Source organism: Pseudomonas sp. PICF6 (assembly GCF_009831705.1).
In the GTDB taxonomy this organism is placed as follows: domain Bacteria; phylum Pseudomonadota; class Gammaproteobacteria; order Pseudomonadales; family Pseudomonadaceae; genus Aquipseudomonas; species Aquipseudomonas rhizophila.
This window is the reverse complement of the sequence record NZ_WUUD01000013.1, coordinates 317,085-339,999: the sequence shown is the minus strand read 5'-3', so window position 1 is coordinate 339,999 and position 22,915 is coordinate 317,085. Positions and strand designations below refer to the sequence as shown.

25 protein-coding genes are annotated in these 22,915 nt (G+C 61.8%); 8 read left to right on the top strand and 17 right to left on the bottom strand.

What is annotated here, in order from left to right; all coding sequences use genetic code 11:
- The 5 genes from mnmC to GSM73_RS06590 form a co-directional block, all read left to right on the top strand.
- A partial coding sequence (gene mnmC / locus GSM73_RS27040) for a bifunctional tRNA (5-methylaminomethyl-2-thiouridine)(34)-methyltransferase MnmD/FAD-dependent 5-carboxymethylaminomethyl-2-thiouridine(34) oxidoreductase MnmC (RefSeq protein WP_256676747.1) occupies positions 1-1,094 on the top strand: 1,094 nt, incomplete at its 5' end.
- Between the two features lie 283 nt (positions 1,095-1,377).
- Entirely contained in the window at positions 1,378-3,150 is a 1,773-nt protein-coding gene (locus tag GSM73_RS06605; protein WP_047226288.1) for an N-acetylglutaminylglutamine amidotransferase, read from the top strand.
- 3 nt (positions 3,151-3,153) lie between these two features.
- Positions 3,154-4,890 carry an N-acetylglutaminylglutamine synthetase gene (gene ngg, locus GSM73_RS06600; protein ID WP_160891918.1) on the top strand — a complete coding sequence of 579 codons (1,737 nt, stop codon included), beginning with the start codon at positions 3,154-3,156 and terminating at the stop codon, positions 4,888-4,890.
- Between the two features lie 189 nt (positions 4,891-5,079).
- Positions 5,080-6,270, top strand: coding sequence for an osmoprotectant NAGGN system M42 family peptidase (locus GSM73_RS06595; RefSeq protein ID WP_047226286.1), 1,191 nt, complete (start codon positions 5,080-5,082; stop codon positions 6,268-6,270).
- A gap of 222 nt (positions 6,271-6,492) precedes the next feature.
- A complete protein-coding gene (locus GSM73_RS06590; RefSeq protein WP_047226285.1) occupies positions 6,493-6,720 on the top strand; it encodes a YheU family protein in 228 nt (75 codons plus the stop codon).
- Here GSM73_RS06590 and csrA read toward each other — a convergent pair.
- From csrA to GSM73_RS06575, 3 genes are all read right to left on the bottom strand, one after another.
- Entirely contained in the window at positions 6,709-6,909 is a 201-nt protein-coding gene (gene csrA, locus GSM73_RS06585) for a carbon storage regulator CsrA (RefSeq protein ID WP_076385804.1), read from the bottom strand. The genes GSM73_RS06590 and csrA overlap by 12 nt on opposite strands.
- Before the next feature lie 151 nt (positions 6,910-7,060).
- Positions 7,061-7,393 (bottom strand): YnfA family protein, encoded by a 333-nt coding sequence (locus GSM73_RS06580; RefSeq protein ID WP_076385806.1) that lies wholly within the window; start codon positions 7,391-7,393, stop codon positions 7,061-7,063.
- A gap of 57 nt (positions 7,394-7,450) precedes the next feature.
- On the bottom strand, positions 7,451-8,266 hold the full coding sequence (locus GSM73_RS06575) for an SDR family oxidoreductase (protein ID WP_047226282.1): 816 nt from the start codon (positions 8,264-8,266) through the stop codon (positions 7,451-7,453).
- 367 nt (positions 8,267-8,633) lie between these two features.
- On the opposite strand from GSM73_RS06575, the gene GSM73_RS06570 reads away from it, so the two are divergent.
- Entirely contained in the window at positions 8,634-8,786 is a 153-nt protein-coding gene (locus GSM73_RS06570) for a DUF3309 family protein (protein ID WP_018606531.1), read from the top strand.
- Positions 8,787-8,844: 58 nt separating this feature from the next.
- Here the strand turns inward: GSM73_RS06570 and GSM73_RS06565 are convergent, their stop codons facing one another.
- The 12 genes from GSM73_RS06565 to ccmA form a co-directional block, all read right to left on the bottom strand.
- Positions 8,845-10,938 carry an LTA synthase family protein gene (locus GSM73_RS06565; RefSeq protein ID WP_047226281.1) on the bottom strand — a complete coding sequence of 698 codons (2,094 nt, stop codon included), beginning with the start codon at positions 10,936-10,938 and terminating at the stop codon, positions 8,845-8,847.
- Positions 10,939-11,228: 290 nt separating this feature from the next.
- Positions 11,229-12,104: a polyamine aminopropyltransferase gene (speE, locus tag GSM73_RS06560; protein WP_047226280.1), complete on the bottom strand. Its 876-nt coding sequence runs from the start codon at positions 12,102-12,104 to the stop codon at positions 11,229-11,231.
- 167 nt (positions 12,105-12,271) lie between these two features.
- Complete coding sequence (locus GSM73_RS06555; RefSeq protein ID WP_047226279.1) at positions 12,272-12,679, bottom strand: lipoprotein; 408 nt, start codon at positions 12,677-12,679, stop codon at positions 12,272-12,274.
- Between the two features lie 14 nt (positions 12,680-12,693).
- Complete coding sequence (gene ccmI, locus GSM73_RS06550) at positions 12,694-13,896, bottom strand: c-type cytochrome biogenesis protein CcmI (protein WP_047226278.1); 1,203 nt, start codon at positions 13,894-13,896, stop codon at positions 12,694-12,696.
- Positions 13,889-14,362: a cytochrome c-type biogenesis protein gene (locus GSM73_RS06545; protein WP_047226277.1), complete on the bottom strand. Its 474-nt coding sequence runs from the start codon at positions 14,360-14,362 to the stop codon at positions 13,889-13,891. The genes ccmI and GSM73_RS06545 overlap by 8 nt, the downstream gene beginning before the upstream one ends.
- A complete protein-coding gene (locus tag GSM73_RS06540; protein WP_047226276.1) occupies positions 14,359-14,895 on the bottom strand; it encodes a DsbE family thiol:disulfide interchange protein in 537 nt (178 codons plus the stop codon). Before GSM73_RS06540 ends, GSM73_RS06545 begins: the two co-directional genes overlap by 4 nt.
- The gene (locus tag GSM73_RS06535; RefSeq protein WP_047226275.1) at positions 14,892-16,877 is read right to left on the bottom strand and encodes a heme lyase CcmF/NrfE family subunit; all 1,986 of its coding nucleotides are present in this window, start codon (positions 16,875-16,877) and stop codon (positions 14,892-14,894) included. The genes GSM73_RS06540 and GSM73_RS06535 overlap by 4 nt, the downstream gene beginning before the upstream one ends.
- 3 nt (positions 16,878-16,880) lie before the next feature.
- Positions 16,881-17,336 (bottom strand): cytochrome c maturation protein CcmE, encoded by a 456-nt coding sequence (gene ccmE / locus GSM73_RS06530; protein ID WP_076385818.1) that lies wholly within the window; start codon positions 17,334-17,336, stop codon positions 16,881-16,883.
- Entirely contained in the window at positions 17,333-17,509 is a 177-nt protein-coding gene (gene ccmD / locus GSM73_RS06525) for a heme exporter protein CcmD (RefSeq protein ID WP_007939192.1), read from the bottom strand. The genes ccmE and ccmD overlap by 4 nt, the downstream gene beginning before the upstream one ends.
- Positions 17,506-18,261 carry a heme ABC transporter permease gene (locus GSM73_RS06520; protein ID WP_047226273.1) on the bottom strand — a complete coding sequence of 252 codons (756 nt, stop codon included), beginning with the start codon at positions 18,259-18,261 and terminating at the stop codon, positions 17,506-17,508. The genes ccmD and GSM73_RS06520 overlap by 4 nt, the downstream gene beginning before the upstream one ends.
- Before the next feature lie 94 nt (positions 18,262-18,355).
- Complete coding sequence (gene ccmB / locus GSM73_RS06515; RefSeq protein ID WP_047226272.1) at positions 18,356-19,024, bottom strand: heme exporter protein CcmB; 669 nt, start codon at positions 19,022-19,024, stop codon at positions 18,356-18,358.
- Complete coding sequence (gene ccmA, locus GSM73_RS06510) at positions 19,021-19,656, bottom strand: cytochrome c biogenesis heme-transporting ATPase CcmA (protein ID WP_047226271.1); 636 nt, start codon at positions 19,654-19,656, stop codon at positions 19,021-19,023. The genes ccmB and ccmA overlap by 4 nt, the downstream gene beginning before the upstream one ends.
- A 199-nt stretch (positions 19,657-19,855) precedes the next feature.
- Between ccmA and GSM73_RS06505 the strand changes: the two genes are divergently transcribed.
- Together GSM73_RS06505 and GSM73_RS06500 are read left to right on the top strand one after the other, a co-directional pair.
- Positions 19,856-21,442, top strand: coding sequence for a flagellar hook-length control protein FliK (locus tag GSM73_RS06505; protein ID WP_047226270.1), 1,587 nt, complete (start codon positions 19,856-19,858; stop codon positions 21,440-21,442).
- Positions 21,439-21,768, top strand: a complete 330-nt coding sequence (locus GSM73_RS06500; protein WP_047226269.1) for an EscU/YscU/HrcU family type III secretion system export apparatus switch protein — start codon at positions 21,439-21,441, stop codon at positions 21,766-21,768. Before GSM73_RS06505 ends, GSM73_RS06500 begins: the two co-directional genes overlap by 4 nt.
- 270 nt (positions 21,769-22,038) lie before the next feature.
- Here the strand turns inward: GSM73_RS06500 and GSM73_RS06495 are convergent, their stop codons facing one another.
- Both GSM73_RS06495 and GSM73_RS06490 read right to left on the bottom strand, forming a co-directional pair.
- Positions 22,039-22,434 carry a DUF2802 domain-containing protein gene (locus GSM73_RS06495; RefSeq protein WP_047226268.1) on the bottom strand — a complete coding sequence of 132 codons (396 nt, stop codon included), beginning with the start codon at positions 22,432-22,434 and terminating at the stop codon, positions 22,039-22,041.
- Position 22,435: 1 nt separating this feature from the next.
- A complete protein-coding gene (locus GSM73_RS06490) occupies positions 22,436-22,879 on the bottom strand; it encodes a chemotaxis protein CheW (RefSeq protein ID WP_160892023.1) in 444 nt (147 codons plus the stop codon).
- Between the last annotated feature and the right edge of the window lie 36 nt (positions 22,880-22,915).

Below are 22,915 nucleotides of genomic sequence, written 5' to 3'. Positions count from 1 at the left end.
CCGAAGAAGCGTCCGGCAACCCGCAGGGCGTGTTGTATCTCAAGCTTTCGGCCCATGGTACGGCGCTGTCGCAGATGATCCTCAGCGGTTTCGGTTACACCCGGCGCCTGCTCGAACATCTGCAGCGAGGTGTGGACTGGGACGGCTGCGGTGTCTTGCAACTGGCCTTCAGCGCCAAGGAAGCCGAGCGCCAGGCGCAATTGTCCGAGGCCTTTGCCGAGGATTTGCTGCATGTCCTGGATCAACCCCAGGCCGAGGCGCGGTCCGGTATCGGCCTGGCCTGTGGCGGTCTGTTTTACCCGCAAGGCGGTTGGGTACATCCGCCCGCGCTGTGCCGCTGGCAGGCATCCGCCCCCAAGATTGAGGTACAAGCCCACCATGAAGTCCTCGAGTTGCGCCGCATCGACGGCCAATGGCAGGCCTGGGATGGTGAACGTTGCCTGGCCAGCGCGCCGGTAGTGATCCTCGCCAGCGCCGCCGAGATCAAACGCTTCGATGCGGCCGCCGACTTGCCCCTCAAGCGCATTCGCGGGCAGATCACCCGTCTGTCGCAAACCGCCCACAGCCAGGCGCTGCGCACGGTGGTCTGCGCCGAAGGCTACGTGGCTCCGGCACGGTTGGGCGAGCACACCCTGGGGGCCAGTTTCGATTTCAAGAACGACGACCTGACCCCTACCGCCGCCGAGCACGCCGGCAACCTGCAGATGCTGGAGCAAATCTCCGCTGATCTGGTGGAACGCCTGGACGCCAGCACCCTGGACCCGGCACACCTCCAGGGCCGCGCGGCGTTCCGTTGCACCAGTCCGGACTATCTGCCGATTGTCGGCCCGTTGGCCGAGAGTCAGGCCTTCACCCAGGCATACTCGGCGCTGAGCAAGGACGCCCGCCAAGTGCCGGACTGCCCATGCCCCTGGCTCGATGGCTTGTACATCAACAGCGGCCACGGCTCCCGGGGCCTGATCACCGCGCCATTGTCGGGCGAGTTGATTGCCGCCTGGCTGGACAACGAACCTTTGCCCCTGCCCCGAAGCGTGGCCGAGGCCTGTCATCCGAACCGGTTTGCGTTGCGGGCGCTGGTTCGGGGCAAGGCCTAATGCAGATTGCCGGTATGCCACAAAAACCTGTGGGAGCGAGCCTGCTCGCGATTGCGCCAGATCATCTGGCATCCAAGTGACTGGCACACCGCGATCGCGAGCAGGCTCGCTCCCACAGGCTGATGTTTTGCCGTGGTTTTTCAGTCGCCCGAGCGTCCCTACTTCAGCTGCTTATAACGCATTGATCTAAAACTCACACCAATCCCACCGGTCAGTTTCAAAGTACCCGCCATTTTGGCGTATGGTGTTTGACCCTCCCCAACGGAAAAACCGGTAAGGACTTATGTGCGGATTAGCTGGAGAGTTACGTTTCGATCAACAACCTGCGGACCTTGCGGCCGTAGAGCGAATCACCCATCACCTGGCTCCTCGCGGCCCAGACGCGTGGGGTTTCCACAGTCAGGGCCCCATTGCCCTGGGCCATCGGCGCCTGAAAATCATGGACTTGTCCGACGGTTCGGCCCAGCCGATGATCGACAATCAACTGGGCCTGTCCCTGGCCTTCAACGGCGCGATCTACAACTACCCTGAATTGCGCGCCGAGCTGGAAGGCCTGGGCTACGCCTTCTATTCCGGTGGCGACACCGAAGTGCTGCTCAAGGGCTACCACGCCTGGGGCGAAGCACTGTTGCCCAAGCTCAACGGCATGTTCGCCTTCGCCATCTGGGAACGCGACGCCAAGCGGCTGTTCATCGCCCGCGACCGCCTCGGTGTCAAACCGCTGTACCTGTCGCGCACCGGCCAGCGCCTGCGCTTTGCCTCGGCGTTGCCGGCGCTGCTCAAGGGCGGCGACATCAGTCCGATGCTCGACCCGGTGGCGCTGAACCATTACCTGAATTTTCATGCCGTGGTCCCGGCGCCTCGCACCCTGCTGGCCGGCGTTGAAAAGCTGCCGCCTGCTACCTGGATGCGGGTCGAAGCCGACGGCACCACCGAGCAGAAAACCTGGTGGACCCTGCCCTACGGTCCCCGGGCCGACGAACAGCACCTGAATCTGCAAGACTGGATCGACCGCGTGCTCGACAGCACCCGTGAAGCGGTCGCCATTCGTCAGCGTGCCGCCGTGGATGTCGGCGTGCTGCTTTCCGGCGGCGTGGACTCCAGCATGCTGGTGGGCCTGCTGCGGGAGGTCGGTGTGGAAAACCTTTCCACATTCTCCATCGGCTTCCAGGATGCCGGTGGCGAGCGCGGTGACGAGTTCCAGTATTCGGACCTGATCGCCAAGCACTACGGCACTCATCACCACCAGTTACGCATCGACGAAAAAGAAATCATCGAGCAACTGCCGGCGGCGTTTCGCGCCATGAGCGAGCCGATGGTCAGTCACGACTGCATCGCCTTCTACCTGCTGTCGCGGGAAGTGTCCAAGCATTGCAAAGTGGTGCAAAGCGGCCAGGGCGCCGATGAACTGTTCGCCGGTTACCACTGGTATCCACAAGTGGACGGCGCCAGTGACCCATACGCGGCCTATCGCGCCGCATTCTTTGATCGCAGCTACGAAGAATATGCCGCTACCGTGCAGCCCAAATGGCTGACGGCCAATGACGCGGCCGGTGATTTCGTCAAGGAACACTTCGCCCAACCGGGCGCCGACGCAGCGGTGGACAAGGCCCTGCGTCTGGACAGCACGGTGATGTTGGTGGACGACCCGGTCAAGCGCGTCGACAACATGACCATGGCCTGGGGCCTAGAAGCGCGCACGCCATTCCTGGATTACCGACTGGTGGAACTCTCGGCACGGGTCCCGGCGAAATTCAAGCTGCCCGACGGCGGCAAACAGGTCCTGAAGGAAGCCGCTCGACGAGTGATCCCTGGCGAGGTCATCGACCGTAAAAAAGGCTATTTCCCTGTACCCGGTCTCAAGCATCTGGAAGGCAACACTTTGGCCTGGGTCCGCGAACTGCTGCTGGATCCGAGCCAGGATCGCGGCCTGTTCAACCCGGCGATGCTTGATCGACTGCTGACCGACCCCAACGGCCAGCTCACCCCGTTGCGTGGCTCAAGGCTGTGGCAATTGGCGGCGCTGAACTTGTGGCTCAGCGAGCAAGGAATCTGATCGATGAAACCCCACAATCAACGCCTGCTGCGGGGCCAGGCGCCCTCCTACGAACGCCTGCAGGCGCGACTGGCCGAAGACGGCAGCGAACTGGGCGCCGACCCGATCGCGGTGCACTGCGGCTGGGGCCGATTGCTGATCGGCCACACCTTCCCAGACCCGGCAAGCCTGGCCCAAGAGTTGCTCAATGAGCAATCGGGTGAGCGCGACATTGCCTTGTACGTCGCCGCCCCCCAGCAAATACTCGGGCTGGAACCGGCGCAGCTGTTTCTCGATCCATCCGACACCTTGCGCCTGTGGTTCAGCGACTATCGCCAGGCCACCCGGGTATTTCGCGGTTTCCGGATTCGCCGGGCCCAGAGCGACGCCGACTGGCAGGCGATCAACCTGCTGTATCAGGCCCGGGGCATGTTGCCCATCGATCCGCAACGACTCACGCCGCGCCATGAGGGCGGGCCGGTCTACTGGCTGGCCGAAGATGATGACACCGGCGCGGTGATCGGCAGCGTCATGGGCCTGAATCACCAGAAAGCCTTCAACGACCCGGAAAACGGCAGCAGCCTCTGGTGCCTGGCCGTGGATCCGCAGTGCTCGCGGCCCGGTGTCGGGGAGGTCCTGGTGCGCCACCTCATCGAGCACTTCATGAGCCGGGGCCTGAGTTACCTGGACCTTTCGGTGCTGCACGACAATCGCCTGGCGAAAAGTCTCTACGCCAAGCTCGGCTTCCGCAATCTTTCGACGTTCGCCATCAAACGCAAGAACTGCATCAATCAGCCGTTGTTCCTGGGGCCGGGCCCCGAGGCGCAGTTCAATCCTTATGCGCGCATCATTGTCGAAGAGGCTCACCGCCGGGGCATCGAAGTCCAGGTGGACGACGCCGAAGGTGGATTGTTTACCCTGGTCCACGGCAGCCGCCGGATCAGGTGCCGTGAATCCCTCAGCGACCTGACCAGCGCTATCAGCATGACCCTGTGCCAGAACAAAAGCCTGACCCACAAGGTGCTGAAAAACGCCGGCTTGGACTTGCCGGCCCAACAGTTGGCTGGCAACGCCGATGACAACCTGGCCTTTCTCGATGAGCATGAACGGGTAGTGGTCAAGCCACTGGACGGTGAACAGGGCCAGGGTGTCGCGGTGGATCTACGCACGATTGAAGAGGTGCAGAGCGCGATTGAAACGGCCCGCCAGTTTGACAGCCGGGTGCTGCTGGAGAGCTTCCACGAGGGCCTGGACCTGCGCGTACTGGTGATTGGCTTTGAAGTGGTGGCGGCCGCGATCCGGCGGCCAGCGGAGGTGATCGGCGACGGTCGGCACACCATCGGCGCGCTGATCGAAGCCCAAAGCCGCCGCCGACAGGCGGCCACGGGGGGTGAAAGCAAGATTCCCATGGACGCCGAGACCCAACGCACATTGAGCGCGGCAGGCTATGGCTACGACAGTGTGCTGCCCGCCGGCAAACACCTGTTCGTACGGCGTACGGCGAACCTTCATACGGGCGGGGTGCTGGAAGATGTCACGGGCATCCTCCATCCGACCCTGACTGAAGCTGCGATACGCGCCGCGCGGGCCTTGGATATTCCCATGGTTGGCCTCGACCTGTTAGTGCCAGCGGCCGATCAGCCCGAATACGTGTTCATTGAAGCCAACGAACGCGCCGGCCTGGCCAACCACGAACCGCAACCCACTGCCGAACGCTTTGTGGATTTACTGTTTCCCCATAGTCAGGCGGTGGCCCAATAGAGGTGTAGTGCCTGGGCGGGCCTCATCGCGAGCAGGCTCGCTCCCACCCGGTGGTATGCACCGCCGCAGAAACCTTGTGGGAGCGAACCTGTTCGCGATGGCGGCTTGAAGGACACCAACCTTTCATAGGTCAGACACATTCCCTTCCTCATCGAAACCATCGATGCGCTCAACTCATCAGGAGTTTCCATGATCAGCAAAATTCCCGAACCGGATCTCGAGTACCTGCAAAAAGTCCTGCTGGAAATGCTCGCCATTCCCAGCCCCACCGGCTTCACCGACACCATCGTGCGCTACGTCGCCGAGCGGCTCGAAGAGTTGGGTATCGAGTTTGAAATGACCCGGCGCGGCACGATCCGCGCCACCCTCAAGGGCCGCAAGAGCAGCCCCGATCGGGCCGTGTCGGCTCACCTGGACACCATCGGCGCCTCGGTGCGCGCCATCAAGGACAACGGGCGCCTGACCCTGGCTCCGGTGGGTTGCTGGTCCAGCCGCTTTGCCGAGGGCAGTCGCGTCAGCCTGTTTACGGACACGGGGGTGATCCGAGGCAGCGTACTGCCGCTGATGGCGTCCGGGCATGCATTCAACACCGCCGTGGACGAAATGCCCATCAGTTGGGATCACATCGAACTGCGCCTGGACGCCTACTGCACCACCCGCGCCGATTGCGAAACACTGGGGGTGGGCATTGGCGACTATGTGGCGTTCGATCCTTTGCCGGAGTTCACCGAGAGTGGCCATATCAGTGCTCGGCACCTGGACGATAAAGCCGGGGTCGCGGCGCTGCTGGCGGCGCTCAAGGCGATTGTCGACAGTGGCGAAGAACTGCTGATCGACTGCCACCCGCTGTTCACGATTACCGAAGAAACCGGCAGCGGCGCGGCGGCTGCGCTGCCTTGGGATGTCAGCGAGTTCGTCGGCATCGACATCGCGCCGGTCGCACCGGGCCAGCACTCGAGCGAACACGCAGTGAGCGTGGCGATGCAGGATTCCGGGGGCCCTTACGACTATCACCTGTCACGGCACTTGCTGAAGCTGGCCAGGGAAAACGAACTGCCGGCGCGCCGCGACCTGTTCCGTTATTACTTCAGCGATGCCCATTCCGCCGTCACCGCCGGCCACGATATCCGCACCGCCCTGCTGGCCTTCGGCTGCGACGCCACCCATGGCTACGAACGCACCCACATCGACAGCCTGGCCGCCCTGAGCCGTCTGCTGGGCGCCTACATCCTCAGCCCACCGGTATTCGCCAGCGACGCCCAACCGGCCCAGGGTTCGCTGGACCGCTTCAGCCATCAACTCGAACACGATGCGCAGATGGAAAGCGATACCCGGGTGCCGTCGGTGGATAGTTTGATTGGGCAGCGGTCGGATAACTGAGCACAGTTCCAGAATCTCAGTGCCCGTCATGACGCCATCGCGAGCAGGCTCGCTCCCACAAGGAGACCTTCGTTGAGCATAAAGTTCGTGCCCGACGCAGGCACACTGTGGGAGCGAGCCTGCTCGCGATAGCGCCGCAACAGACACCGCAAGCCCCAAGCCAGGCTAGCCGCAAAAGCCCTTTGGTCGTAGCATCGCGACATTGTCTAGCCGAGGTACCCCATGCTGATCCCTTACGACCAACTCGAAGTCGACACGCTCACTCGCCTGATCGAAGATTTCGTGACCCGCGACGGCACCGACAATGGCGATGACACGCCGCTGGAGACCCGCGTATTGCGGGTCCGGCAGGCCTTGACCAAAGGCCAGGCGATGATCGTCTTCGACCCGGAAAGCGAACAGTGCCAGTTGATGCTCAAGCACGACGTGCCCAAGCATCTATTCGACTGAGCAGACCTTGCGATTGGCCAGGGCCCTTTTTTTCTGAATCTTTTCGTATATCTCGGAGCGATGAACGTCGATGTGCCGTGGCGCTTCCACGCCAAAACGAACAGTGGTGCCGTTGACCGAGAGCACTCGGACGGAAATATCATCACCGATGGAAATCAGTTCACCCACAGCGCGGCTAAGTACGAGCATGGTTCTTGTCCTTAAGAATATCTGGACCTTGACCATGCCCGCCCCGCCTGAGGTTCTCAAGAGACCCTCAAGAATTCAGTAACGCCCTACAAGCAACACTCTGGCAACTGAAGGAAACGTCCTGCAAAACCCTGTCGGATAGCGGACTTATTCAAGAGGCGGAAACCCGCGGACCGAACAGAATCACACTCGCCCCCAACACGCAGAGCGCCACCCCCACCCAGTCGGAAGTCAGCGGCCGCGCTCGCTCCACCACGGCCAGCCAGCCGATCGAGGCGATGATATAGATACCGCCATAAGCGGCGTAGGCACGACCGGCGTAGGTCGCTTCGATGCGGGTCAGCAACAGGGCGAACAGCGTAAGACTCAACAGGGCCGGCACAATCCACCAGGCGCTCTTGCCCTGGCGTAGCCACATCCAGAACGCGTAACAGCCGGCGATTTCAAACAGCGCGGCGAGAAAGAACCAAAAATAGTTGAGCATGTGAGCGTCCATCAGGAGGGCCGAATGCGGCCATCCTGAGGACGCCGGACACTCAGGTCAACTCGGGTTCTGTCGAGCCTTGGCGCGCATCTTGTCGGCCATGACGGTCATTTCGTCGTACAGCAATTGCGGATTCTTCTGCTTGATGGCCCAGGCCATGCGCCCTTGCTCGTGGGGCAGGATCATGAACTGGCCCTGGGCGACCTGTTCATAGATGTAATCGGCAATCTCGGCAGCGCTGATCGGCGAGCTTTCCAGCAGCTTGCCAACCTGGGCTTTCATTGCCGGCGTCGGGCCGCGGAAGGAGTCCAGCAGGTTGGTCTGGAAAAACGACGGGCACACCACATGCACACCGATTTCCTGCTGTGCCAGCTCGATCAACAGGCTTTCCGACAGCGCCACCACACCAGCCTTGGCCACGTTGTAGTTGCTCATGGCCGGGCCTTGCATCAGGGCGGCCATGGAGGCGATGTTGATGATCTTGCCGTGGCTTTTTTCCAGCAACGGCAAGAACGCCTTGCAACCCTTGACCACGCCCATCAGGTTAATCGCGATCTGCCAGTCCCAATCCTCCAGGGACAGTTCACTGAAGAACCCACCCGAGGCCACACCGGCATTGTTGACGATGATGTCGATGCCACCGAGCTTCTCTTCGCAGGCCTGGGCAAACGCCGTCAGTTGGCTGTAGTCGCGCACGTCGCAGCGCTGGACAAAACCGTCGCCGCCAGCGTCACGCACCAACCTGAGGGTTTCCTGAAGGCCCGGCTCACTGACATCCGACAAGGCCAGGCGCCAGCCTTCGCGGGCCCAGCGCAGCGCGATTTCGCGACCCAGGCCAGAACCGGCACCGGTAATCATCATGCGATTTTGCATAGGAAACAGCCTTGTTGTTCCGGGAGAGATGCGCCGAGTGTAGCGAAGGACCCCGCCGCACCCACGCTCCATCAGAGTGCTGAATGGCGAGGGCAAACCTTAATAGGTTTTGAGGGGAACAACCCAGTGGAACCGCCTGTGGGAGCAAAGCTTGCTCGCGATCGGCGCGACGCAGTTCTGGAAGATGGTGTCGTTTGCAGCGCGAGCCCGCTTTGCTCCCGAAGACGGGTTCTTTCACGCCTCAAAAAGACTTTGAATTTTTTACAGGACGTTACGGTCGTACTTATTAAGCCGCCCGGATTTAACGCATGCGTGCTGGTAGTTGAAAGTTGCATCACTCCAGAACTGACCAATAAGGAAATCAACAATGGGCACAATACTCATCATTATCCTGATCCTCCTGCTGATCGGTGGCCTGCCGGTCTTCCCGCACTCTAGAAGTTGGGGTTACGGTCCGTCCGGAATCATCGGTGTCGTACTGGTAGTGCTGTTGATCCTGCTATTACTGGGCAAGATATGAACCACTAAGTGACAAAAAAAGAGGCCCGTTAAGGCCTCTTTTTTATGGGCGGAACTTCTCAGTCCGGAACACCTTGTGTCACGCCGGCGGTGTTATCCAGCAGGCTCTTGGTGGCGGTTTGCAGAAACGCCTCCAGCTTGAGTTTCATTTCGAGAGCCTGCGGCGCGTCGGAGATGACATCCGCGCGTGGCTGGGCACCCAGTTGGTAGCGGTACAGCTTCGGCGCCATTTCCTTTTCCCTTGGCAGTACCAGAATCTTGTCGTCGCGGATTATCGCCGTGGTCTGATCACTGCCCGACGGTTTGATCACGCCAAATCCGCTGTCGCCTGGCGGCAGGTTCAACAGATCGCGGCCCCAGCACTGGTTACGCACTTGCCCGCCGATCCGGCCCATGATGGTCGGGACGATATCGACCTGCGTGCCCACGGTGTGGTTGCGCTGGCCGAACTTTTCCTGGATACCCGGGCCGATCAACAGCATCGGTACGTTGAAACGGCCCAAGTCCATTTCGGTAATCTGGCGCTCGTTACCAAAGCCGTGGTCTCCGACGATGACAAACAGCGTCTCCTTGAAATAAGGCTCCTTGCGGGCCTTTTCGAAGAACTGACCCAAGGCCCAATCGGAATAACGCATGGCAGTCAGGTGCGCATTCAGGCTGCCACGGTCAGTGACCGGTTCCACCGGCAACGGTGTCGGCAGCGCATACGGCGTGTGGTTGGACAGGGTCTGCAGCAACGCATAGAACGGTTTGCCGTTTTCCCGTGCCTTGAGTTCGATCAGGCTGCGGTCGAACATATCCTGGTCGGACACGCCCCAGGTGGGGTCGGAGAACACCGGGTTCACATAATCATTGCGCCCGATGAACGTGGTCATACCTTGGCCGCTGAAGAAACCCGACTGGTTGTCCCAGGCGAAATCACCGTTGTAGACATACACGTCGTCGTAGTTGCGGGCACTGAGCAGTTGCGGCAGCCCCGAAAACTTGTGGCTGCCTTCAGGTGTCTGCATCAGGTACTCGAAGCCCGGCAGGTTCGGGAAGCAGGCCATGGTGGCGAACATGCCCTGATGGGTGTGGGTGCCATTGGAGAAGAAGCGGTCAAACAGCAGACCTTCCTTGGACAGTTTGTCCAGATAAGGCGTGATATTGCCCGGCGCGCCCAAGGCACCTACCGAGTGCCCCGCCATGCTTTCCATGAGAATCACTACCACGTTCTTGATCGGCAAAGTCTTGTCGGCCGGTGGCGTGTAGTCGCGACGTACGGCGGCGGTGTCTGCATCGACCAGTTTGTCGTCGGGCATCACCAGCATGTCCCGCACCGTCTGCTGGGCCAGCGGTTGCTCGAGGGTGGCTTTCCAGATGTTGTCGCGGTGTTCGGACATCCGGCTCTTGGCCGCGGCCACCAGTGACAACGTGCCATTAAGGCCCAACTGGTTGGCAAAGTTCGAATCGGTGGTGTAGACGTCACCCCAGCGCAGCGGCGGCCCCTGGCGCAAGGTACCCCGGGCGGCGCCCACGGCCACGACCAAGCAGACCATGAACACCGCGACACGCCCGTACCACGGAGCCACCTGGCGTGTGCCAATGGTGCCGCCACTGAACGGCCCGCGCGGTCGAGTCGCGCGGTCGGCGCCCTTGAACGCCATCGTGAGGATCAGCGTGCCCACGGCCCACGCCAACAGGTAGCGCACCACCGGGAACCCATACCAGAGCATGCTCATCACGGTTTTCGGGTCTTCCTGCACATACTGGAAGACCAGGCCGTTGAGACGCTGGTGAAACTCGCGGTAGAAGTCCATCTCCATCAGACCGAGGAACAGCGCGATGCTGGCGGTCACGGTCAGCCAGAAACGAAAAAAACCACGAGCCGCCATGGCCCGCGCGCTGAACAAGGCCAGCAGCAGCGGAATACACAGATAGACCACCAGACGCAGGTCAAAACGCAGACCGTTGACGAACGCCTCGACGAAGGTCGAGGCCGGGGTGTCGAGGATCATTTCGCGGTTGTAGACCAGTAGCGCAACGCGCAACAGGCTGAACATGATCATCATGACCAAGGCACAGAGCAACGTGTAGGCCAGGTGAGATTTGACGGTCGGTTGCAGCAGGCGATGCGTGGTGCGTTGCTGACTCAGGGCGTCCGGGATTGCCATGTCGTGTAAGGACCTAATGGGGTTGAGGGCGAATAGAACAACGGCGCGTCCTATGCCGACCATCACCCGGGTCCCTGGGTCTGCGCGAGTGCGCGAGCGTTGAATGAATGGCTGAGCATCGCAATTCATTCACCGACGGCAACAGGCGCCGGGATTGTCCGCAAGGTCCTGTGAAAATTTTGTTCAATAACTATTAGCAAACACAAAAAACTCCGGATTGCCCGATGAGTCTGTGTCGAACCTCTCTGTGGTCAGGGGATATAACCCCCGCCACAGCTTGGGAGTCCTGATCAGTCGTTGCTTGGCTTGTTGATCGCCCGCAAGACGTACTGCGGCATGGCGAACGCGCCGATGTGAACTTCAGGGTTGTAGTAGCGGGTAACAATGCCGCTGCCAATGAAGCGCTCACGCAGGGTCTCGCGGGTCAGCTTGCGATAGGCAGTATCCGTCGAGCCCCAGGCGAAAGTCATGGCGCCACCAATGTAGGTCGGCACGGCGGCCTGGTAGAAATGCCAGTCGGCAAACAGGCCACGCAGACGCCCGGCAGTGGTTTGTACTTCGCCCAGTTGCATGAACGGTGTGCCGTTCTGGGTCACCAGAATGCCGCCTTCGTTCAGGCAGCGATGACAGGCCTGGTAGAAGTTTTCCGAAAACAGCACTTCACCCGGGCCGATCGGGTCGGTGGAGTCGGAGATGATGACGTCGAACTTCTCCTGGGTGGTGGAGACGAAACGCATGCCGTCGTCGATCACCAGGTTCAGGCGCGGGTCGTCGTAGGCGCCCTTGGAGTGGTTGGGCAGGAACGCCTTGCACATGTCCACCACCGTGCCGTCGATTTCCACCATGGTGATGTGCTCAACGCCCAGGTGCTTGGTCACTTCACGCAACATGCCGCCGTCGCCACCGCCGATGATCAACACGCGTTTGGCCGCGCCGTGGGCGAGGATCGGTACGTGGGTCAGCATTTCGTGGTAGATGAATTCATCGGCTTCGGTGGTCTGGATCACGCCATCCAGCGCCATCACCCGGCCCATGCGCGGGTTCTCGAAAATCACCAGGTGCTGGTGCTCGGTGCGCACTTCGTGCAGCAGCTTGTCCATCCGAAAACGCTGGCCGTAGCCTTCGTAGAGGGTTTCCAGGTAGTCGCCGGTCGGGGTAGTCGTCATGGTCAGGTGCTCCGATAAATACGCGGTTGGCCGGTGAAGGCTCGCAAAGGCGCGCATTCTACGACGCCGGGCATGACAGGTCGAACCTTGAACTCATCACCGGCCAAACTGCGTAGCAGCTGTCGAGCCCAGCCGGGGCGAGCCGGTTCGCCACAGGCTGGTCTCTCTTAGTGGAATTGACGCCCCAACCCCGCCGGAACGCCTTCGATGGTGGTTTCTTCCCACGGCCCGTTCGGGCTGATGGAGCGGCTCCAGCCGTTGCTCCAGCGGTAATAGGTGCGCTGGCGATAGAAGGTGTTGGTGTGGTTGTCCAGCACATAGACCCCAAGTTTGGCGTCCCAGTGGCTATTGCCGCCGGGTGGTGGGGCGAAGCTGGCGGAAGTACGAGGCAACGGCTTGGCCGGTGTGTTCGGCGTGACGGGCTTGCTTGGGGCGGTCGACGGCCCCGGCTTGGTGGCCGGGCCTGAAGACGGGATGGGAGGCAGCGGCGCCGACGGCTGCGGCGGACGCTGGACCGCACAAGCACTCAGGCCCAGGACGAGCGTGAGCAGGGTGATACGAGCGATGGCGGTCATGGTGCGAATTCCTGTTATTTATCCGGGCTGTCGATAGTCAGTTGTTGCTGCGCCGTGGTGCTGCTCGCCAGAGGCTTGCTGCGGCCGATCCATTCACCGGCGGTCGGTTGACCGGCCCGGGAAATGCGCGCCACCAGTTGGACTTCAGGGAAGTTCGACAGTTTCAGTTGCGGCATCATGGCGTCCGCGTCGCCCAGTTCCACGGTAACAGGCAGATCAGCGACGGTCAGGCGCTTGGCCGCCAGCGGCGCCGGCGGGCCGGAAGCGGCGCGGGCAAAGATGAACACGCTGTCGCCCGGCTGCACCTTGGCCTTGAGCGCTGGCGCCAGCTCGACGCGCACCTTGAGCAATGCCGCAGCCTTGCTCACTGGCGCTTGGGCGACCTTGCCGCCGCTGGCCTCAAGCTTCTCGGTGGCGCGGTTGATACCGCCCTGCAGCGCCTCACGGGACTTGTCGCCTTCCGGCAGTTGCGCGAGCAGGCGGCCCCAATAATCAATGGCTTGCTGATAGCGCTCGCCTTCGAACGCGGCGATTCCCAGCAGGCCCAGGCTGGTGACTTCCTTGGGATCGAGCTTGAGCGCTTCGTCGGTCAGGGCCTGGACCTTGTCCGACCATTTCTTGCCATCGGCGAAATACTGCGCCTGAGCCCATTGCCCGAGCAGCTCGGGTTGCCGGCCGGCCACCACCACGGTGCGCTCGAAGATCTTCGCCGCATCCGCCGGTCGGTCCTGGGCCATGTAGGTGCGACCGAGGAAATACAAGCCCTCGGCGTTATCCGGTTGCGCGGCCACCGCGCGCTCCAGGCGCAGGGTCATTTCTTCCATCGACTGCGGTGCCTGGGCGAACTCACGGGTCAGCTCGACCTTGTCGCTGGCGCCGAAATGCAGATACAGCCCCAGGCCCAACACCGGCACCAGCACGGCGGCGAGTAACGGCAACGGTTTCCCCAAGCGAGACTCGCGCGGCGCATCGGCGCCTTCGGTGTCGGCGAGCAGTTCACGCGCGGCTTCGGCGCGGCCGGTGTCCAGTTGCGCGGCGTTCAGCACGCCCTCTTCCTGCTCGGCCTGCAACTCGGCGACGCGCTCCTGGTACAGCGCCACGTTGAGCGCGGTGCGGTCCTCTTCGCGCTGGGCGCGGCGACCGCGCAATACAGGGATCAACAGAAAACTCAGGGCAACCAGGAGAAGCAGACCTGCGGCGAGCCAGAAATCAATCATGCTTGGTTTTATCCAACAGTTGGTCGAGGCGCTGGCGCTCTTCGACAGAAAGCGTGTCCGGGGCAGCCGTGCGCTGGACCCGGCGGCGGCGCACAATCACCGCGATGACAACGAAACCACCGAACAACAGCCCGGCGGGGCCAAACCAGAGCAGCGCGGTCTTGGAGGTCAAGGCCGGGTTGTAGCGCACGAACTCCCCATAGCGGTCCACCATGAAATCGATGATCTGCTGGTTGTCCTTGCCTTCGCCGAGCATGCGGAAAATTTCCTTGCGCAGGTCGGCGGCAATCGGTGCGTTGGAATCGGCGATGTCCTGGTTCTGACACTTGGGGCAGCGCAGCTCCTTGGTCAATTCACGAAACCGCTCGCGCTCGCCCTCGTTGGCGAATTCATAGGTATCGATGGCGGCGTGGGCCACGCCAGCCAGGCTCACCCCGAGGATGAGGGCTGCTAACCAGCGCTTCATGGCTTGGCCTCGTCGACCAGCGCCTGATACTTGGCGGCCAGCTTCTCGCGCCAGACCTGTTCGTCGATCACGCCGACGAACTTGTCGCGGATGACACCCTTGGCGTCGATGAAGAAGGTTTCCGGCGCCCCGTAGACGCCCAGGTTCAGGCCCAGGGAGCCCTCTTCATCGCGGATATCCAGTTGATACGGGTTATGGAATTCGGCCAGCCACTTCAAAGCATCGGCGTTGACGTCCTTGTAATTGACGCCGTAGATCACCACGCCGTTCTGGGCCAGTTTGTTCAATACCGGATGTTCAACCCGGCAGGAAATGCACCAGGTGCCCCAGACATTGACCAGTGCCGGTTTACCCAGCAGGTCCGCCCGCGTCAGTGTCTTGTCGCCCTGCACAGACGGCAGGGAAAACTCAGGGAACGGCTTGCCGATCATCGCCGAGGGCAATTCGGCCGGGTTCAGGTAGAGCCCCCGGTACAAAAACACCGCCATCAACAAAAACAGCGCCAGCGGCAACAGCATCAACCAACGTTTCATGCAGGGGCTCCCGTCATGCCCAGGGTTTCACGCACCCGGGTTTTTACCTTGACCCGATAACGACGATCCAAGGCCGCCAGCACGCCACCCAGGCCGGTCAGCAAGCCGCCGAACCAGATCCAGCGCACGAACGGCTTGACGTGGACCCGCACAGCCCACGCGCCATCGCCCAGGGACTCACCCAACGCTACATAGAGGTCGCGGGTGAAACCGGCATCGATCCCGGCTTCGGTCATCACCGAATTCTGCACGGTGTAGAGGCGCTTTTCCGGATGCAGCACGGTCACTTCCTGGCCGTCGCGGAGCACCCGCACGGTGCCTTTGTCGGAAGTGAAGTTCGGGCCTTCGTAATGTTTGGCACCCTCGAAGACAAACTGATAGCCACCCAGATCCATGGACTCTCCGGGCGCCAGGCGCAGGTCGCGCTCGGCGCTGTTCTGGCTGGACAGCACCACGCCCAAGGCGCAGACCGCGATACCCAGGTGGGCGAGCTGCATGCCCCAGTAGCTGCGGGTCAGGGTTGGCAGGCCCTTGATCAAGCCCTTGTGGCGGGTCTTGTCGAAGATATCCCTGACCCCGGCCAGCAATACCCAGGCCGCCAGCACGAAGGTCGCCAGCACCGCCCAGTTGAAATCGCCATACGCGATCCCGGCGATGACGGCCAGGGCAGCAGTGCCCAGCAGCACGGGCGTCAGCATGCCCATCAGCCATTTGACCGGTGTGTCTTTCCAGCGCACCAGCATGCCGACAGCCATCACCACCATCAGGATCGCCATCAGCGGAATGAACAAGGCATTGAAGTACGGCGGGCCGACCGACAGCTTGGCGCCGGTCAGCGCGTCGAGCACCAACGGGTACAACGTGCCCAGCAGGATCATCGACGCGGCAACCACCAGTACCAGGTTGTTGCCCAGCAGCAGGGTTTCCCGGGACCAGAGGTTGAAGCCGACCTGGCTTTTCACCACCGGCGCGCGCACAGCGAACAGCGTCAGCGAGCCGCCGACCACGAACAGCAGGAACATCAGGATGAACACGCCACGCTCAGGGTCAGAGGCAAAGGCATGCACCGAAGTCAGTACGCCGGACCGCACCAGGAAGGTTCCCAGCAGACTCAGGGAGAATGCGGCGATGGCCAGCAGCACGGTCCAGCTCTTGAACACGCCACGTTTTTCGGTGACGGCCAGGGAGTGGATCAGCGCGGTGCCCACCAGCCAGGGCATGAAGGAGGCGTTTTCCACCGGGTCCCAGAACCACCAGCCACCCCAGCCCAGTTCGTAGTAGGCCCACCACGAACCCAGGGTGATGCCAATGCCCAGGAAGGCCCAGGCGACAATGGTCCAGGGACGCGACCAGCGCGCCCAGGCGGCATCGAGACGACCGCCCAGCAACGCGGCAATGGCGAAGGCGAAGGCCACGGAGAATCCAACGTAGCCCATGTAGAGCATCGGCGGGTGAACGATCAGGCCGATGTCCTGCAGCAACGGGTTGAGGTCGCGACCGTCCATCGGCACCTGGGGCAGGATGCGCTCGAACGGATTGGAGGTAACGATCAGGAATAACAGGAAACCGATGCTGATCATCCCCATCACCGCCAGCACCCGGGCCAGCATTACCTGGGGCAACTGCCGGGAGAACACCGAGACCGCGAAGGTCCAGCCGGCGAGGATCAACGCCCAGAGCAACAGAGACCCTTCATGGGCGCCCCACACCGCGCTGAACTTGTAGTACCAAGGCAAGGCACTGTTGGAGTTACCGGCAACGTAGGCCACGGAGAAATCATCAGCCATGAACGCGTAGGTCAGGCAACCAAAGGCGAACAACATGAAGGCGAACTGCCCCCAAGCCGCCGGCTGGGCCAGGCTCATCCACAAACGATCGCCACGCCAGGCACCGAGTAAAGGCACCACCGCCTGAACGATGGAGAAACACAAGGCCAGGATCATCGCCAGGTGACCCAGCTCGGGAATAAACAGACCGGTCATCGATCAACCCTCCTTCACGGGAGCGGGCGCCGACTGGCCGCTGTCTTTCAAAGCCTTGGTCACTTCCGGCGGCATGTATTTTTCGTCGTGCTTGGCCAGGACTTCATCGGCCACCACCACGCCTTCGGCATTGAGCTTACCCAGGGCGACGATGCCCTGCCCTTCGCGAAACAGGTCCGGCAGGATGCCACGATAGGTGATGGTCACGGTCTTGTTGAAATCAGTGACGTTGAATTTCACGTCCAGCGAGTCCCCGGAACGCTCCAGGGACCCCTCCTCCACCATGCCGCCGGCACGAATGCGCGTGTCCTTGGGTGCTTCGCCGTTGGCAATCTGGGTCGGGGTGTAAAACAGGTTGATGTTCTGTTGCAAGGCGCTCAGGGCCAGGCCGACTGCGGCGCCGACCCCCACCAGGATGGCAAGAATGATGACAAGACGTTTTTTGCGCAGCGGATTCACTGACCATTCTCCCGGCGCAGACGACGCGCCTCTTGTTGCAGATACCGCTTGCGGGCCAGGATCGGCGCCGCCACGTTGAGGGCCAGCACCGCCAGGCAGATGCCATAGGCGGACCAGACATACAGGCCGTGATGGCCCATGGCGAGAAAATCGCCGAATGATGCAAAACTCATCGAGCGGCCTCCAGGCTGTTCTGTACTTCGGCCTTCACCCAACTGGCCCGGGACTCGCGCTTGAGCACTTCCAGGCGCATGCGCAGCAGCAGCACCGCGCCGAAGAAACAGTAGAAACCCAGCACGGTGAGCAACAGCGGCAGCCACATTTGCACAGGCATCGCCGGTTTTTCGGTGAGGGTGAAGGTCGCGCCCTGGTGCAGGGTGTTCCACCAGTCCACCGAGTACTTGATGATCGGGATGTTGATCACGCCGACAATCGCCAGTACCGCGCAGGCCTTGGCGGCGCTGTCACGATTGCTGATGGCGTTGCCCAGCGCAATAAGACCGAAGTACAAAAACAGCAGGATCAGCATCGACGTCAGTCGGGCATCCCAGACCCACCATGAGCCCCAGGTCGGCTTGCCCCAGATCGCCCCGGTGACCAGCGCTACGGCGGTCATCCAGGCACCGATGGGCGCGGCGCATTGCAGGGCCACGTCCGCCAGTTTCATCTTCCACACCAGCCCGACCACGCCACACACCGCCAGCATCACGTAGATGGACTGGGCCAACAGCGCCGTGGGAACGTGAATGTAGATGATGCGAAAGCTGTTGCCCTGCTGGTAGTCCGGCGGTGCGAAGGCCAGGCCCCAGACCACGCCGATGCCGATCAACAGCAGTGCGGCGATGCTCAACCAGGGCAGCAGTTTGCCGCTGATGCCGTAGAACCACTTGGGTGAGCCGAGCTTATGAAACCAGGTCCAGTTCATTGCTGTTTCCATCACGGTTGCGACTCGTCATTACGAGTCGCCAGGTCTGCCTTTACTTCAAAAGAAGTGGTCAGTTCTTGACCAGGCCTCATTATTATTCGCCGACGCTGATTTTCAGGCCAGCGGCTATTGCAAAGGGTGTCAGGGTTATCGCCAGGGCGGTCAGGCTCCCAAGCCACAGCAGATAACCGGTTGCCGGCATGCCTTGCAGCGCGGCTTGCAAGGCGCCACTGCCGAGGATCAACACCGGGATATACAGCGGCAGGATCAGCAGCGCCAACAACAGGCCGCCGCGCTTCAACCCCACCGTCAACGCCGCGCCGACTGCGCCGAGTAGGCTCAACACCGGCGTGCCCAGCAACAGCGATACCAACAATACCGGCATGCAGGCAGCGGGCAAGCCCAGCATCATTGCCAGCAGCGGCGAGAGCAGCACCAGTGCCAGGCCGGAAAAAACCCAGTGTGCCAGTACCTTGGCCAAAACCAGAAGGGCCAGGGGGTGCGACGAAAGGACCCACTGTTCCAGGGATCCGTCCTCGAAATCACTGCGGAAAAGCCCGTCCAGCGAGAGCAGGACCGATAAAAGGGCCGCCACCCAGACCAGCCCCGGCGACAAGGTTTGCAACAATTGAGTCCCGGGACCGACCGCCAGCGGGAACAGTGCGATGACAATCGCGAAGAACACCAGCGGATTGGCCAGTTCGGCCGGACGGCGGAACAACAGGCGCGCCTCGCGGGCAAGCAGCAGGCCAAACACACTCATACAGCCCAGTTCCCAAGATCGATGTTGCGATAACCGGATGGCATCCGCGCCAATGTGTGGTGAGTGGTCAACAGCACCATGCCGCCACGCTCGCAGTGCCCGGCCAGGTGCTCCTCGAGCTGCGCCACGCCCTGCTTGTCCAGGGCGGTGAACGGCTCGTCGAGAATCCACAGCGGCGGGCTGTCGAGATATAACCGGGCCAGGGCCACGCGGCGCTGCTGGCCGGCGGACAGGGTGTGGCACGGCACGTCTTCGAAGCCGCGCAGGCCCACCGTCGCCAGCGCCTGCCAGATCGCCTCGCGCCCGGCCGGTCGATGCAGCGCGCAGAGCCAACTGAGGTTTTCTTCAGGCGTCAGCAAATCCTTGATGCCAGCGGCATGGCCGATCCAGAGCAGATTGCGGGCCAGTTCGCTGCGCTGGCTGTGCAACGGCTGGCCATTGAGCAGCACTTGGCCGGCAGTCGGCTGCATCAACCCGGCCAACAGGCGCAACAGGCTGGTCTTGCCACTGCCGTTGGGACCGCTGATCTGCACCATATCGCCAGGCGAGAGTCTCAATTGGAGATTCTCGAAAAGCAGCCGCAAATCTCGCTCACAGGCGAGGCCAACGGTTTGCAGGAGAGGACTGGTCAAGGGATAGCGGGCCTTATACGGTTCAAGTCGGCAATGCAGCGGCCGTTAAAGAGGTGCAGCATAGATGCTTTGGCGGCCGGTTCCACAGAGCTGCGTCAAACAATTGCAAGGTTTTCGCCACTCCCTGAAAGACCGGCGGCATTATACATGTCATGCCCCAGGGGGCGTGCTCAATTAGTTTCCCAAGGTAAGACCGCAGATGACAGGCGACATGAACATCCCGCCGTTGCCTCAGGCCTCGGCAACAACCCGTATGCCGGCGGTCACGGGCGAGCTGCTCAAATTGCTGACGCCGGTCGAAGGCCTGATCGGTGCGGGCCAGACCGCCAAGGCCGAGGTGTTGTCGCTCAAGCAGGCGGAACAGACCTTCCAGCTGTTGCTCAAGGTCACCCTGGAGAGCGGTCGCCAAACCACCGTGCAAGCCACCAGCACCCAGCCATTGCCCCAAGGCACCAGCCTGGCCGTGACTCAGCCGTCCGCCAGCAACCTGGCGATTACCGTGCAGCAGGCCATCGCCTCGAGCGTCGCCACCCTGACCCGTATCGACACGGCACAGATGCCGGTCGGCACGCTGCTGCAAGGCAAGGTACTGACCAGCCAGGCGTTGCCGCAGTTGCCGGGGCAACCCGCGGTGTACCGGTCGCTGGTGAGCCTGCTCAACACCGCCCAGGCCGGAAGTACCCTGGACATCGACAGCCCGCAACCGCTGCGCATCGGCACGCTATTGAGCGCTCAGGTACAAGACGCCCAAACCTTGAAATTTGTCCCCTTGAGCAACCGCCAGGAACAACTGGCGGTGAGCCAGCAACTGGTCACGCAGATGAGCCGCCAGGGCTCGTTGGACAGCCTGGTCACCGCGCTGCAAAACACCGCGCTGCAAAAGCTTCCGGCCAGCGACGACACTGGCGCCGAGTTGCGCGCTGCGGTGACACGCCTGTTGGCGGGCCTGCCCGACATCCAGCAACTGAGCACACCCAAGGGCCTGGCCCAGGCCATGGCCGCCAGCGGCGCGTTCCTGGAAAGCAAACTGCTGGCCGGGCAAGTACCGAGCCTGGCGCCAGACATGAAGGGCGATCTGCTGAAACTGATCGCCCAACTGACCCCGGCCCTGCCCGCCTCAACCAACCTCGCCGCCATCATCGCCGCCAACACCTTGGCCCAGGCGCTACCCAGCTTCGTGCGTAACGCCCTCGGCACCCTCGGCCAGGTCAGCGTCAAGCCGCAACCCACCAGTTTCCCCCTGCCTTCGCGCCTGTTGAAAGGCCAGGACGATGAAGGCGACCTGGAACATTTGTTGCGCCTGGCCGCCGCCGCCGTGTCGCGCCTGCAAAGCCATCAATTGTCGAGCCTGGAACAGACGGGCCTGACCGACGACGGTCGATTGATGAGCACCTGGCAGTTGGAAATCCCCATGCGCAACCTGCAGGACATCGTGCCGCTGCAGGTCAAGTTCCAGCGCGAGGAAACCCCGCCCCGGGAGGAGTCACCGGAACGCCGTGAAGAACGCGAGCCGAAACAGCAGCTCTGGCGGGTCGAGCTGGCGTTCGACATGGAGCCACTGGGGCCGCTGCAGATTCAGGCCCAGTTGCTCAGCGGCAGCCTGTCGAGCCAGCTATGGGCAGAGCGGCCGTATACCGCCAACCTGATCGAAAACAATCTGACCGCGCTGCGTGAACGCCTGGTGACCTGCGGCCTGAACGTTGGCGACCTGGATTGCCACCTCGGCACCCCGCCCCAAGGCCCCAAGACGCGACTGGAACAACGCTGGGTGGACGAAACCGCATGACAACCGACACCGCACCACGCCAGGCCATCGCCCTCAAGTACGACGGCCTCCACGCCCCGACCCTCACCGCCAAGGGCGACGAAGCCCTGGCCGAGGAAATCCTGCGGATCGCCCGCGAAAGCGAAGTGCCGATCTATGAAAACGCTGAATTGGTGAAGCTGTTGGCGCGGATGGAACTGGGCGACAGCATCCCGGAAGAGTTGTATCGCACCATTGCCGAAATCATTGCCTTTGCCTGGAACTTGAAAGGCAAATTCCCCCAGGGCTATGACCCGAACGCGCCAAGTGTCGAGAAGGATGTGACCGATCGCGGCGACGATTATTGATCACTGCGATGCTGTTCCTGTGGCGAGGGGATTTATCCCCGCTGGGTTGCGTAGCCACCCCAAAAAAAGCGACTCATTTTCTCTGACTCGCCGGATCGCCCAGATTCAGGACCGCTTCGCGATCCAGCGGGGATAAATCCCCTCGCCACAAAAGCGCACCCCAAAAAAAATCGCAGCCTTCAGCAACGCCTACAGGGGAATGTGAACCCTGTAGGCGCTGCCAAAGGCTGCGATCTCTTGATCTTTCTTGCAGCTTGCCGCTTGAAACTATCAGCCGCCCTTATGCAACTTGCTCATCAACTCCGCCTCGGCCTGGGTCAGGCCGCAGGCTTGGGTCAGTTCGTCGACGCTGGCGCCCATGCCCACCAGGCGAGCGGCCTGGGCGAAGGACAGGCTGGAGGGATCGCGCTGCTCCAACTGGGCCAGTTTGTCCGGCAACGGAGCGACCACGGCGCGTAGCTCGTGCAGGGCTTCGCCCATGCGCACGGTGCCGTTCTGGTAATCGTCGACGCGTTTGGCCAGGTCGCGGATGCGTTGATCACGCAACGCATCGCCCTGGGCCTGCTGAGCGGCGATCTGCCGCTGGCCGCGTATGTACGCGACAAACATCGCCAGCGTGCCTGCCCAGAAAAGGAACAGGACAATGACTGCTACCTCAAGAATCAAATCAGATACTCTCCAGTTCCGACCATTCCTCTTCGCTCATCATCTTCTCCAGCTCGACCAGGATCAGCAACTCGTTGTTCTTGTTGCACACGCCCTGGATGAACTTGGCCGACTCTTCGTTACCGACGTTAGGCGCGGTTTCGATTTCCGACTGACGCAAGTAAACCACTTCAGCGACGCTGTCGACGAGGATGCCGACCACTTGCTTGTCGGCCTCGATGATCACGATACGGGTGTTGTCGTTGACCTCGGTGGAGTTCAGGCCAAACCGCTGGCGAGTGTCGATCACCGTGACCACGTTACCGCGCAGGTTGATGATGCCCAGCACGTAGCTTGGCGCACCGGGTACCGGGGCGATCTCGGTATAGCGCAGCACTTCCTGAACGCGCATCACGTTGATGCCGTAGGTTTCGTTATCGAGCTTGAAGGTCACCCATTGCAAAATCGGATCTTCGGAACCCTTGAGAGACGACGCCTTATC

Excerpts from the sequence above, each read along its gene's own strand:
- ccmB (WP_047226272.1), bottom strand. The coding sequence starts at position 19,024 with ATGAGTGTGTTTGGCCTGCTGCTTGCCCGCGAGGCGCGCCTGTTGTTC.
- GSM73_RS06570 (WP_018606531.1), top strand. The coding sequence starts at position 8,634 with ATGGGCACAATACTCATCATTATCCTGATCCTCCTGCTGATCGGTGGC.
- csrA (WP_076385804.1), bottom strand. The coding sequence starts at position 6,909 with ATGCTCGTACTTAGCCGCGCTGTGGGTGAACTGATTTCCATCGGTGAT.
- GSM73_RS06535 (WP_047226275.1), bottom strand. The coding sequence starts at position 16,877 with ATGACCGGTCTGTTTATTCCCGAGCTGGGTCACCTGGCGATGATCCTG.
- GSM73_RS06520 (WP_047226273.1), bottom strand. The coding sequence starts at position 18,261 with ATGAACTGGACCTGGTTTCATAAGCTCGGCTCACCCAAGTGGTTCTAC.
- GSM73_RS06500 (WP_047226269.1), top strand. The coding sequence starts at position 21,439 with ATGACAACCGACACCGCACCACGCCAGGCCATCGCCCTCAAGTACGAC.
- GSM73_RS06540 (WP_047226276.1), bottom strand. The coding sequence starts at position 14,895 with ATGAAACGTTGGTTGATGCTGTTGCCGCTGGCGCTGTTTTTGTTGATG.
- GSM73_RS06545 (WP_047226277.1), bottom strand. The coding sequence starts at position 14,362 with ATGAAGCGCTGGTTAGCAGCCCTCATCCTCGGGGTGAGCCTGGCTGGC.
- GSM73_RS06595 (WP_047226286.1), top strand. The coding sequence starts at position 5,080 with ATGATCAGCAAAATTCCCGAACCGGATCTCGAGTACCTGCAAAAAGTC.
- GSM73_RS06580 (WP_076385806.1), bottom strand. The coding sequence starts at position 7,393 with ATGCTCAACTATTTTTGGTTCTTTCTCGCCGCGCTGTTTGAAATCGCC.
- ngg (WP_160891918.1), top strand. The coding sequence starts at position 3,154 with ATGAAACCCCACAATCAACGCCTGCTGCGGGGCCAGGCGCCCTCCTAC.
- GSM73_RS06555 (WP_047226279.1), bottom strand. The coding sequence starts at position 12,679 with ATGACCGCCATCGCTCGTATCACCCTGCTCACGCTCGTCCTGGGCCTG.
- GSM73_RS06590 (WP_047226285.1), top strand. The coding sequence starts at position 6,493 with ATGCTGATCCCTTACGACCAACTCGAAGTCGACACGCTCACTCGCCTG.
- ccmD (WP_007939192.1), bottom strand. The coding sequence starts at position 17,509 with ATGAGTTTTGCATCATTCGGCGATTTTCTCGCCATGGGCCATCACGGC.
- GSM73_RS06575 (WP_047226282.1), bottom strand. The coding sequence starts at position 8,266 with ATGCAAAATCGCATGATGATTACCGGTGCCGGTTCTGGCCTGGGTCGC.
- speE (WP_047226280.1), bottom strand. The coding sequence starts at position 12,104 with ATGACGACTACCCCGACCGGCGACTACCTGGAAACCCTCTACGAAGGC.
- ccmI (WP_047226278.1), bottom strand. The coding sequence starts at position 13,896 with ATGATTGATTTCTGGCTCGCCGCAGGTCTGCTTCTCCTGGTTGCCCTG.
- GSM73_RS06505 (WP_047226270.1), top strand. The coding sequence starts at position 19,856 with ATGACAGGCGACATGAACATCCCGCCGTTGCCTCAGGCCTCGGCAACA.
- GSM73_RS06605 (WP_047226288.1), top strand. The coding sequence starts at position 1,378 with ATGTGCGGATTAGCTGGAGAGTTACGTTTCGATCAACAACCTGCGGAC.
- GSM73_RS06565 (WP_047226281.1), bottom strand. The coding sequence starts at position 10,938 with ATGGCAATCCCGGACGCCCTGAGTCAGCAACGCACCACGCATCGCCTG.